Origin of the sequence: uncultured Stenotrophomonas sp. (genome assembly GCF_963519925.1) — a bacterium.
GTDB classification, from domain to species: Bacteria; Pseudomonadota; Gammaproteobacteria; order Xanthomonadales; family Xanthomonadaceae; genus Stenotrophomonas; species Stenotrophomonas maltophilia_AE.
Genome location: NZ_CAUQPH010000120.1, coordinates 1 through 11411, shown reverse-complemented (window position 1 = coordinate 11411; position 11411 = coordinate 1). Strand labels below are relative to the sequence as shown.

Below are 11411 nucleotides of genomic sequence, written 5' to 3'. Positions count from 1 at the left end.
GAGCGCTACGTTCGGGACGTAGAGGTCGCAGGTTCGAATCCTGTCTCCCCGACCACTCCGGTGGTCGCATTGAAGCCTGGAAACACGGTTTCCAGGCTTTTTTGTCAAGGTCGTGGCAACACGACATCCGAAGGTGAACAAACGGTCCCCCTTGCCGCCGAAGGGAGGGATCGATACAATAGGCGGCTCCTTACGGGGTGTAGCTCAGTCTGGTAGAGCGCTACGTTCGGGACGTAGAGGTCGCAGGTTCGAATCCTGTCTCCCCGACCATACAAGTGGTCACATTGAAGCCTGGAAGACACATGTCCTCCGGGCTTTTTTGTATTTGTCGTTTGGAAGCAGCCACGCAGGGCGTGGCTCTACCGCGCGTACAATGCGGCAGCGTTTGTCCTTCACGGCCTGCGCCGAGCGCCCGCACTCCGCTGCACCCCCACGTGCCGCGCCACCTGCAAGAGATTCCTGCCATGACCCCCGACCCCCACTCCACTTCCCTGCTGCGCGGACGCGTGCTGGCGTTTTCGGCCATCCTGCTGGCGGCGCTGAACCTGCGCACCGCGGTGACCTCGATCACCCCGCTGCTCGACCAGCTGGGCCAGACCTTCGGCTTCGGTACCACCATGACCGGCGTGCTGGGCATGCTGCCGACCGCCTCGTTCGCGCTGTTCGGGGTGACCACCCCGATGGTGGCCCGCCGCATCGGGCTGGAGCGCACCGCGCTGCTGGCCATGGTGCTGGCGGCGGTGGGCCTGCTACTGCGCTCGATGGCCGGCGGCGTGGGCAGCCTGCTGTTCGGCTCGGTGGTGGCGCTGGCCGGCATGGGCATCGGCAACGTGGTGGTGCCGCCGCTGGTGAAGCGTTACTTCGCCAACCGCGTGGGCACGGTGAGCACGCTTTACATCACCGTGCTGCAGCTGGGCACGATGGTGCCCGCGCTGATGGCAGTGCCGCTGGCCGAACAGGCCGGCTGGCGCGTGTCCCTGGGCATCTGGTCGATCTTCGCGGTGGCCGCTGCCCTGCCCTGGATCGCGCTGGCCCGCCGCCGCCCGCACCCGGACCCGCTGGACACCGCCGCCGACCCGGCTGCGCAGCCGCACGGCAAGGTCTGGCGCACGCCGCTGGCGTGGGGCATGGCGCTGATGTTCGGCATGACCTCGCTGATGACCTATTCGATGTTCACCTGGCTGCCGCGCATCGTGGTGGAAGCCGGTGCCACGCCGGCCTTCGGCGGCATCATGGTGGCGATCTTCGCCGCACTCGGGCTGGTACCGTCGCTGACCATGCCCGCCCTGGCGGTGCGCCTGCGCAACCCGTTCCCGCTGGTGATTGTCGGGTTCAGCGCGTTTTTGATCGCCTTCGCCGGCCTGCTGTTCGCGCCGATGCAGGCGCCGTGGCTGTGGGCCGTGCTGCTGGGCATCGGCCCCTCGACCTTCCCGCTGGCGTTGACCCTGATCAACCTGCGCACCCGCACCCCGGCCGGTTCGGCGGCGCTGTCGGGCTTCATGCAGGGCGTGGGCTATGCCTTCAGCTGCCTGGGGCCGTTCCTGTTCGGCTGGCTGCACGCGATCAGCGGCGCCTGGTATCTGCCGTTCGGCTTCCTGCTGGTGTGCGCGCTGGTGCTGCTGTGCGCGTCGTGGGTGGCGTGCAAACCGCAGAAGCTGGAAGACGTCTGGTGACGTACACCGGGGAGCGTGCGTTTTCGTCGCACGCATCACGGATTCTGCGCACCTTGTGACGTAGCGTGTCGGAAACTGACCCGCCTGGCGGCTGGGACGGCTGACCGGGATTCCGGGCGCTGCGCGACCCGGGGCCCGATGAACGGTTTCAGGGTATCCAGACCCGGGCACAGCGCCGTGGCGGCGACCGGATGGTCTTTTCAATCAACAACTTGCAGTGCCCATTACGCCTGTTTTGACAGTTGCGGAGGCCGTATTGCGCTTTAACAATTTGTATACAAACACTCGATCGTGCACGATTGGCATGTGATGTGCGTCACATTTCCACGCACAAGTAGATTCTCTGAAGGGATGCTCCCGGGGGTTCCATGTACAAGCATCGGCCGCTGGCGCTCTGCGTCGGCTTGGTATGCGCCGCACTCTGCCTGACCGCTCCGCCCGCCTGGGCGGCCACCTCACGGGCAGAACACCTGGCGGAAATCAGCACCTATCGTGACCAGGCGCGCTGGCTTGACGCGCTTGCCGCGATCGAGCGTGCCCGGGTGGATGCGCCCGACGACGAGCTGCTCTATCGCCTGCAGGTGCTGACCCTGTCGGACATCGGCAATGCCCACCGCGCGTGGCAGCTGTACCAGGCCCGCCCGGACCTGTTCGACGACGCGCAGAAGCAGCGTTTCGAAGCCAACTACCTGGCCAAGCGGGTCGGCTGGAGCCTGGCCTACGGGGCCAGCGAAGACACCCGCCTGGACGAGGCCGAAGCCGCGCTGGCGCAGATGGAGCAGTACATAAAGCGCGATGGCCTGACCGTGCAGACCGCACCGCTGCGCATCCGCTACGACCGGCTGATCCTGCTCAACCGGCTGGGCCGCCACGAACAGCTGCGCGACGAATACCGCGCCCTGCTCGCCGAAGGCCATGAGGTGCCGAACTACCTGATGGCGGCGGTCGGCGATTCGCTGATGGCCAGCCAGCACCCCGACGAAGCCATTCCGGTGCTGGAAGCGGCACTCAAGGCCGACCCGGGCCGCTCCGAAGTGCATTCGGAGCTCGCTTACGCGCACCTGGAGAGCGAGCGCGCCGATACCGCCATCAACGTGCTCACCCAGTGGCAGGCGCAGGAGCCGGCGTGGCGCTGGGCCAAGGGCGCACGCGCCCCGTACGCCAACTGGCCACGGTATGAGGCCGACCTCAACCTGTCGATGATCCGCGCCTACAGCGGTGACCTTCGCACCGCCCAGCACGATCTGGAAAAGATGGTGGAACTGGCGCCGGCCAACGGCGGCACGCAGTCGTCGCTGGGCAACGTCTACATGATGCGCGGCTGGCCGCGGCGGGCGCTGGAGCGCTACAGCATCGCCAACACGCTGGACCCGCGCGACGTCTCGGCGCGCCTGGGCCAGTACGACGCCTACGTGCAGCTGCAGCGCGATGACCTGGCCCGGCCGATCCACGATTCACTGCTGGAACGCTACCCCAACCAGTCCTCGGTGCAGCGCATGGACCGCAGCTGGAAGGCTCACCGCGGCTGGCAGCTGCATGCGTACGCCGAGGGCGGCCGCAGCGAAGGCGGCGGTGGCACCTCGCCGCTGGGCAACGACGATGCGCGTTACGGCGTGGAACTGCAGTCGCCGGTGATCGACGACCGCTGGCGCGTGGTGACCTTCGCCGACCGCCGCAGCGTGGATTTCCAGGACCAGACCATCCGCCCGCTGTGGGTGGGGCTGGGCACGCGCTACCGCTTCGGCCGCGCCGACGCCGAACTGTTCGTCACCCGCGCCAATGACCACATCGGCGATACCGGGCTCAGCGCCGGGTTCGGCTGGCAGTTCAGCGATACCTGGCACGCCGGCGTGACGGCGGCACGCAACGCCGCCGACGCCTCGCTGCAGGCGCGCATTTCCGGCATCACCGCCGACAGCGTGGCACTGGCGGTGGATTACCGCCGCAACGAGCTCACCCACTGGAGCGCAGGCGCCAGCCAGTTCCGCTACGACGACGGCAACCGCCGCGACACGCTCAGCACCAGCATCGAACAGCGCCTGCTCACCCGCCCCACCCTGTTGCTGGATGGCCTGGGCAGCCTGTACGCCAGCCGCGGCAGCCGTGACGACGTGCCCTACTTCAATCCGTCCGAAGACCGTTCGGCGGAAATCGGCCTGCGCGTGGACCAGCAGTTGTGGCGCCACTACGAGCGGCATTTCCGCCACCGCCTGACCGTGTCGCTGGGCAATTACTGGCAGCAGGGTTTTGGCAGTGCGCTGGTGCCGTCGGCCGAGTATCGCCACGAGTGGCAGCTGGCCGATGGCCGGATCTTCGAATACGGCATCAGCTGGTCGCGGCCGGTCTACGACGGCAACCGTGAACGACACATCGGCCTCGATGCCGGCCTGCGCTGGGGACAATGAGATGCGACACATGGACTTGAAGCGTTTTACTTCCTGGCTGCTGCTGGCCGTGCTGGCCGTGTGCGGCAGTGCGCACGCCGCCCCGCTGGTACTGGACTCGGCCGACAACGGCCTGCTGGTGCTCAGCTACCACGACATCCGCGATGACGTGGCCACCAAGGGCGACCCGGACGCGTACTCGGTGAGCACGCAGAACTTCGCCGCGCACCTGGACTGGCTGTCGGCGCACGGCTACCACCCGGTGTCGCTGTCGCAGCTGATCACCGCCTCGCAGGGCGGCACGCCGCTGCCCCCGAAGCCGGTGCTGCTGACCTTCGATGACGGCCTGCGCAGCGTGTACAGCAAGGTGTTCCCGCTGCTGCGCGCCTACAACTATCCGGCGCTGGTAGCGGTGATCACCGACTACGTGGACATGCCCGCCGGCCGCCAGATCGACTACGGCTACCGCCCATTCACCCGCGACGACTTCCTGACCTGGGAACAGCTGCGCGAGATGCAGCGCAGCGGCCTGGTCGAACTGGCCAGCCACACCGACAACCTGCACCACGGCGTGCAGTCCAACCCGCAGGGCAATTCAACCCCGGCGGTGATCACCCGCACCTACGACCCGGCCACGCAGCGCTACGAAACCGAAGCCGAGTACCAAGCACGGCTGCGTGCCGACCTGGGCCTGAGCGTCAAGCGCATCCAGGACAACGTAGGGGTGAGTCCGAAGGCGATCGTGTGGCCGTATGCGGCCTACAACGCGATGAGCAACCGCATCGCCGAAGAACTGGGCATGCCGGTGTCCTTCGACCTGGAAGGCCGCAGCACGCCGGTGACCCGCGACCTGCACGGCCTGGCCCGCCTGCTGGTGACCGGCAACCCGCCGGTGACCCAGCTGGCCTATGAGCTGCGCCGCGACGTCGAACGCGACGGCATGCGCGCCCTGCAGATCGACCTGGACGCGGTGTACGACACCAACCCGGCGCAGCAGGCGAAGAACCTCGACGCGCTGCTCGAACGGGTCAAGAAGATCGGCCCGACCCACGTGTTCCTGCAGGCCTTCGCCGACCCGGACGGCAACGGTTCGGCCGATGCGCTGTACTTCCCCAACCGGCACCTGCCGATGCGCGCGGACCTGTTCAACCGCGTGGCCTGGCAGCTCAAGACCCGCGCCGGGGTGAAGGTATACGCGTGGCTGCCGGTACTGGGCTATGAACTCAAGGATCCGGCGATCCGCAAGGCGCTGGCGATCGAGAGCCCGGAAAGCGACGGCATCTTCCGCCTGGACTTCACCAACCCCCGGGTGCGTCACATCATCGACGACATCTACGAAGACCTGGCGATCAACTCGTACTTCGAGGGCCTGCTGTTCCACGACGATGCCTACCTGCGCGACACCGAACTGGCCAACCTGCCGCAGGAAGGCGACGATGGCGCGCGCACCCAGGCGCTGATCGACTTCACCCTGGAACTGCGCGGCGCCGCGCAGCGCTGGCGCCCGAAGCTGGCCACGGTGCGCAACCTGTACGCGCAGCCGGTGCTGCAGCCGCAGAGCGCGAGCTGGTTCGCGCAGCGCCTGGACCTGTTCAACAAGGCCTACGACCACACCGCGCTGATGGCGATGCCGTGGATGGAAGGCAGCCGCAACCCGGAGAAGTGGCTGGACCGGCTGGTGGTGGCCGTGCGCGAGCACGACCCCGGCCTGTCGCAGACGATGTTCGAACTGCAGACGGTGGACTGGCGCACGCAGACGCCGATTTCCGGCGAACGCCTGCGCGCGCAGATCCGGCGCCTGCAGGCGCAGGGCGTGCGTCATTTCGCCTGGTACCCGGACGACTTCATTGCCGGGAAGCCGTCCACCTACGATGCGCGCGCGGCCATGTCGGCACGCACCTTCCCGTACGAGGAAAAGTGAGGCCGCCATGCATCCGCTCCTCTACCTGCTGTTCCAGTTCGCCTTCTTCTACCCGATGGTGATGGCGTTCTTCTGGATGTCCGGAGGGCTGTATTACTTCTTCCGTCGCGAGCGCAAGGCACGGCTGCGCGACGACCCGCCGCCGATGGACAGCTACCCGTTCGCGTCGATCCTGATCCCGTGCCACAACGAGGCCGACAACCTGGCCGACACGCTGGGCGCGGCGCTGGCGCAGAACTATCCGGATTTCGAGGTGATCGCGATCAACGATGGCAGTCGCGACGACACCGGCGCACGCCTGGATGCGATGGCCGCCGAGCACCCGCGGCTGCGCGTGGTGCACCTGGACCGCAACCTGGGCAAGGCCAATGCGCTGCGCATGGGCGCGCTGGCGGCGCGTTCGGAATACCTGGTGTGCATCGATGGCGATGCGATGCTGGAAGAGCACGCCACCCACTGGATGGTCTGGCACCTGACCTCGGGCCCACGCGTGGGCGCGGTGACCGGCAACCCGCGCATCCGCAACCGCTCCACCCTGCTGGGGCGGCTGCAGGTGGCCGAGTTCTCCTCGATCATCGGCATGATCAAGCGCGCGCAGCGCGTGTACGGGCGCATCTTCACCATTTCCGGGGTGATCGCCGGCTTCCGCCGCACCGCGCTGCACCGCATCGGCTACTGGGCCGATGACATGATCACCGAAGACATCGACATCAGCTGGCGGCTGCAGATCGACCATTGGGACATCCGCTACGAGCCGAACGCGCTGTGCTTCATCCTGATGCCGGAAACACTGAAGGGGCTGTGGCGGCAGCGCCTGCGCTGGGCGCAGGGCGGCGTGGAAGTGTTGTTGCGGCACGGTCGCTCGCTGTTCGACTGGCGCAAGCGGCGCATGTGGGGTGTGCTGCTGGAATACATGTTCAGCGTGCTGTGGGCGTACACGATGCTGGCCATCATCGTGCTGTGGGCGCTGGGCAAGTTCATCCCGCTGCCGCAGGACCTGTACATCGCCACGCTGCTGCCGCAATGGCACGGCGTGATCCTGGCGCTGGTGTGCCTGCTGCAGTTCGCGAGCAGCCTGATCATCGACCGCCGTTACGAAACGCATATTGGACGTAATTACTTCTGGGTGATCTGGTACCCGATGGCGTACTGGCTCATCAGTCTGTTCACGACCCTGGTGGCACTGCCCAAGACGCTGTTGAAGCGTCGTGGCAAGCGCGCGATCTGGGTCAGTCCTGACCGGGGTATACGATGAACGCTTCCAGGCCGACCCGCCGCTACGACTCCCGCCTGATCCGCAAGACGCGCCAGCAGCCGCGGCTGCAGCGCACCGCGTGGGGGTTTGTCACCATCGCGTTCTGGGGGTTCTATTTCTACCTCTGGGCGCCGTTGATCACCGCCATTTCCTGGCTGCTCGGCGGGCGGCTGGCGTGGCTGCAGCTGTACGAATACAAGCAGAGCGTGGACCCGTTCATCGTCATCGCGCTGCCGGTGATGCTGGTGTGCTGTTCAGTGCTGCTGGTCGCATGGGCCGAATACAACCGCATGCGTTTCGCCGGGAAGGACCGGCGCAATGCGCGCGCGGATGTGTCGCTGGAAGAAATCGCCCACAACCTGGGCGCGAGCCCGGCACTGGCAGCGCAGCTGAGCGCAGGCAAGTCGGTGACCCTGCACATGGACGACATGGCCCGACCGGTGGGGTTGACCGAACAGCGCCTGGGGTGATGTGTAGATTTCTTCACATCACTGACCCCGGCCGGGCGTACGCTCCGCCTCGGAGACATCCCGCACATTCATTGTGAGGGGATACATCATGTCGTCTATCGAAACTCTGGTCGATGAAGTCGCCCGCGCGACCGGCCTTGGCTCGAATTCCCGCCGCTTCATCGGGGTGGTGGCCAGTTACATTTTCAAGCAGCCCGGGGGCATTTCCGGCCTGGTAGGCAGGTTCGAGCAGGCTGGCCTGGGCGATATCGCCAAGAGCTGGCTGTCCGGCTCGCCGAGCATGCGCGCCATCGACTCCGGCCAGGTCCGCAGGGCGCTGGGCGAGAATGACCTGCAGGAACTCGGGGAAAAATCCGGCGTCGGTGCGAAAACGATCGCTCCGCTGCTGGCCACCGCGCTGCCGATGGTCCTGCGTACGATCACCTCCGGCGGTGCCATGCCGGCGTCACTGCCGGCCAACTTCGCCGGCCTGGCCAGCGCGCCCCCCTCGCGCAGGAAACCGTTCCGCCTCTGGCGCTGGCTGCTGCCGCTGCTGGCCCTGCTGGCGCTGGCCTACTGCGGCTGGCAGTCACGCCGCGTGCTGGACACGCCAGCGCCTGCCACCCCGACCAGCAACCTGGCCGCCACGGTCAGCGCACCGACCCTGTCGTTCAGCAACGCCGGCGGCAAGGTCGACCTCAAGGGCACGGTCGCCACCGTCGCGGAAAAAGCCGGGCTGCTGGGGGCGGCAGCGGGGGCGTATGGGCAGAAGAACGTGACCGCCAACATCGGGGTGGATCCCGGCATTCCGGCGGCCTCGTGGCTGGATCCGCTCAAGGCGATGCTGGCGGCGCCCGCGCTGAAGGCCGACGGATTGAAGTTCGACCTCAAGGGTGACGCGCTCACACTGGACACGTCGGCATTGCCGATCGACACGCGCGCCGAGGTCAGCCAGTTGTTCCAGTCGCGGCTGGGCAACGTGCAGATCGATGGCCTGTACGACAAGGGCATCGCGGCGCTGGACAACCTCAAGCCCGGCTATGGCGCCACCGACCTGGCCGCCGCGTTGAATCGCACCTCGCTCACCTTCGACAACAACTCCGCCCAGCTCACCACCAGCAGCCTGTCGACCATCGACCGGGCGGCGACCGCGATCCTGGGTGCACCGGCAAGCATGAAGGTGGAAATCGTCGGCCACACCGACAACACCGGCAACCCTGTGCTCAACCAGAAACTGAGCGAGCAGCGTGCGCAGGCGGTGTCCACCGCACTGGTGAAGAAGGGCGTGCCGGCCAGCCAGCTGGCGGCGCGCGGCGTCGGCGCCGACGAGCCGGTCGCCGACAACAGTACCGAAGAAGGACGCGCGAAGAACCGCCGGATCGCCTACGCGGCGTACTGACGGACTCCGGGGTTCACGTATGGGAGGTGCGGCAGGTTACTGCCGCACCTGCCCTTCGCCATGCACCACGAAGCGCTCCACGGTCAGCGCTTCCAGCCCCATCGGGCCGTAGGCGTGCAGCCGCGTGGTGGAAATGCCGATTTCCGCGCCCAGGCCCAGTTCGCCACCGTCGGAGAAGCGCGAAGACGCGTTGACCATCACCACCGCCGAGCGCAGCGCCTGCACGAAACGCGCTGCGGCCGCCGGATCGTCGCTTGCGATCACCTCGGTGTGGTCCGAGCTGTAGCGCTGGATGTGGGCCAGTGCCTGCTCCAGGTCATCGACCACGCGCACCGCCAGGATCAGGTCGAGGTATTCAGCGGCGTAGTCGTCTGCCGTGGCGGTCGTTGCATCCGGCAGCCACTGCCGCGCGCGGTCATCGGCGCGCAGTTCGACGCCGCGATCGCGCAGCGCGGCCGCGGCCCGGGGCAGGAATGCGGCGGCGACGTCGGCGTGGACCAGCAGCGTTTCCAGCGAATTGCAGGCCGACGGGCGGCTGCACTTGCCGTCCACCAGCAACCCGATGGCCTTGTCCAGGTCGGCGGCACGGTCCACGTACAGGTGGCACACCCCCTTGTAATGTTTGATCACCGGCACGCGGGCGTGCTCGGCGACGAAGCGGATCAAGCCTTCCCCACCGCGCGGAATGGCCAGGTCGACGATGTCGTTGAGCTGCAGCAGCGCCAGCATGGTTTCACGGCGCAGGTCGTCGACCAGGGTGAGCACGGCATCGGACAGCCCGGCCTCGCGCAGGGCGCGCTTGAGTGCTGCGGCAATCGCGGTGTTGGAATGCAGGGCTTCGGAACCGCCCCGCAGGATCACCCCGTTGCCGGCCTTGATGCACAGCGCGGCGGCGTCGGCGGTCACGTTCGGACGCGCTTCGTAGATCATCGCGATCACGCCCAGCGGCACCCGCACTTTCTGCACGCGGATGCCATTGGGGCGCACATCGTCGCGGGTGACGATGCCGACCGGATCGGGCAGTGCGGCCACCTCACGCAGCGCGGCGCTGATTCCGGCCAGGCGCGCGGGGTTCAGTGCCAGGCGATCAAGCATGGCGCTGCCGGTGCCCTTCTCCGTGGCGGCGGAAAGGTCGCGTGCGTTGGCGGCCAGGATGGCGTCGGCGTCAGCGTCCAGCGCGTCGGCCATGGCCGTCAGCAGCGCGGCCTTGGCCTCGGACGACAGCTGCGCCAGGACCTGCGCGGCGTCGCGGCAAGCGAGTGCTTGTGTGCGGATATCCATTGTGGGGCTGGCAACCATCCTGACCTCCTCATCATATTCGGCGTAGAGCCACGCCCTGCGTGGCTGCGCGGTGCAGCGGCTTCGTCCGGCAGTGCAGCCACGCAGGGCGTGGCTCTACGGGACGTCGGTCAGATCAAGACCAGGTCATCGCGGTGGATCACGTTGCCACCGTAGTTGTAGCCCAACACGCCCTCGATGTCGCGCGAATGCCGCCCGGCGACGCGGCGGATGTCGCTGGCCGAATACTGGCTGACGCCACGCGCCAGGGTCACCTCGCCACTGGCGGTGCGCAACCGCACCTGCACCATGTCGCCGCGACGGAAATCACCTTCCGCACCGGTCACGCCGCCCGGCAGCAGCGAAGCGCCCTTGTCGCGCAGCGCGGCCGCCGCCCCTTCGTCGACCACGATCGCGCCGGCTTCCAGCGGCGCATGCCGCAGCCAGTACTTACGGGCGGCGTCACGGCTCTGCCCGGCATGGATGCGGGTGCCGAACAGCCGGCCCTGCGCCAGCGCACGCACCACGTCGGCGTCGCGGCCATTGAACAGGCAGGTGTCGATGCCCACGCGCCCGGCCTTGGCCGCCGCTTCCAGCTTGGTGTGCATGCCGCCGGTGCCGGCACCGCTGCCCGCACCGCCGGCCATGGCCAGCACTGCGGTGGTGAGTTCGGGCACGTCGTGGACCGGCTGCGCCTGCGGGTCGCGACGTGGGTCGGCGCTGTACAGGCCGTCGATGTCGGTGGCGATGAACAGGATATCGGCGTCGATCAGCGCGGCCACGGTGGCGGCCAGGTTGTCGTTGTCGCCGAGTTTGAGCTCGTCCACCGAGACCGTGTCATTCTCGTTCACCACCGGTAACGTGCCCAGCCGCAGCAGTTCGTTGAGCGTGGCGCGCGCATTGAGGTAACGGCGGCGGTTGCGCAGGTCGTCGTGGGTGAGCAGCACCTGCGCCACCGGGCGTTCGAAGAAGCGCTGCCACAGCCCGATCAGCTGCGCCTGGCCGAGGGCGGCCAGCGCCTGCCGCGCGGCCATCGCCGCCCCGGCTTCCAG

8 protein-coding genes and 1 tRNA gene are annotated in these 11411 nt (G+C 67.5%); 7 read left to right on the top strand and 2 right to left on the bottom strand.

Annotated elements, in window-relative coordinates:
* The first annotated feature begins 193 nt into the window (after positions 1–193).
* The 7 genes from RWO33_RS16180 (at position 194) to RWO33_RS16150 (ending at position 9081) form a co-directional block, all read left to right on the top strand.
* Positions 194–270: transfer RNA gene (locus tag RWO33_RS16180), tRNA-Pro, on the top strand.
* Positions 271–464: 194 nt separating this feature from the next.
* Positions 465–1673 carry an MFS transporter gene (locus RWO33_RS16175; protein WP_145480121.1) on the top strand — a complete coding sequence of 403 codons (1209 nt, stop codon included), beginning with the start codon at positions 465–467 and terminating at the stop codon, positions 1671–1673.
* A gap of 368 nt (positions 1674–2041) precedes the next feature.
* Entirely contained in the window at positions 2042–4078 is a 2037-nt protein-coding gene (gene pgaA / locus RWO33_RS16170) for a poly-beta-1,6 N-acetyl-D-glucosamine export porin PgaA (RefSeq protein ID WP_314106206.1), read from the top strand.
* Between the two features lie 10 nt (positions 4079–4088).
* Positions 4089–5978, top strand: a complete 1890-nt coding sequence (gene pgaB / locus RWO33_RS16165; protein WP_314106205.1) for a poly-beta-1,6-N-acetyl-D-glucosamine N-deacetylase PgaB — start codon at positions 4089–4091, stop codon at positions 5976–5978.
* A gap of 7 nt (positions 5979–5985) precedes the next feature.
* Positions 5986–7233 carry a poly-beta-1,6-N-acetyl-D-glucosamine synthase gene (gene pgaC / locus RWO33_RS16160; RefSeq protein WP_145480115.1) on the top strand — a complete coding sequence of 416 codons (1248 nt, stop codon included), beginning with the start codon at positions 5986–5988 and terminating at the stop codon, positions 7231–7233.
* The gene (pgaD, locus tag RWO33_RS16155; RefSeq protein WP_314106204.1) at positions 7230–7703 is read left to right on the top strand and encodes a poly-beta-1,6-N-acetyl-D-glucosamine biosynthesis protein PgaD; all 474 of its coding nucleotides are present in this window, start codon (positions 7230–7232) and stop codon (positions 7701–7703) included. The genes pgaC and pgaD overlap by 4 nt, the downstream gene beginning before the upstream one ends.
* Positions 7704–7791: 88 nt before the next feature.
* Positions 7792–9081 carry an OmpA family protein gene (locus RWO33_RS16150; protein WP_314106203.1) on the top strand — a complete coding sequence of 430 codons (1290 nt, stop codon included), beginning with the start codon at positions 7792–7794 and terminating at the stop codon, positions 9079–9081.
* A 36-nt stretch (positions 9082–9117) separates the two neighbouring features.
* Here RWO33_RS16150 and RWO33_RS16145 read toward each other — a convergent pair whose 3' ends face one another.
* Entirely contained in the window at positions 9118–10362 is a 1245-nt protein-coding gene (locus RWO33_RS16145; protein WP_314106202.1) for a glutamate-5-semialdehyde dehydrogenase, read from the bottom strand.
* Positions 10363–10490: 128 nt separating this feature from the next.
* On the bottom strand, positions 10491–11411 hold a 921-nt coding region (gene proB / locus RWO33_RS16140; RefSeq protein WP_314106201.1), incomplete at its 5' end, for a glutamate 5-kinase.

What these genes read in the sequence shown, in the direction of transcription:
- RWO33_RS16175 (WP_145480121.1), top strand. Translation starts at nt 465, where the DNA reads ATGACCCCCGACCCCCACTCCACTTCCCTGCTGCGCGGACGCGTGCTG.
- pgaC (WP_145480115.1), top strand. Translation starts at nt 5,986, where the DNA reads ATGCATCCGCTCCTCTACCTGCTGTTCCAGTTCGCCTTCTTCTACCCG.
- pgaB (WP_314106205.1), top strand. Translation starts at nt 4,089, where the DNA reads ATGGACTTGAAGCGTTTTACTTCCTGGCTGCTGCTGGCCGTGCTGGCC.
- RWO33_RS16145 (WP_314106202.1), bottom strand. Translation starts at nt 10,362, where the DNA reads ATGGATATCCGCACACAAGCACTCGCTTGCCGCGACGCCGCGCAGGTC.
- pgaD (WP_314106204.1), top strand. Translation starts at nt 7,230, where the DNA reads ATGAACGCTTCCAGGCCGACCCGCCGCTACGACTCCCGCCTGATCCGC.
- pgaA (WP_314106206.1), top strand. Translation starts at nt 2,042, where the DNA reads ATGTACAAGCATCGGCCGCTGGCGCTCTGCGTCGGCTTGGTATGCGCC.
- RWO33_RS16150 (WP_314106203.1), top strand. Translation starts at nt 7,792, where the DNA reads ATGTCGTCTATCGAAACTCTGGTCGATGAAGTCGCCCGCGCGACCGGC.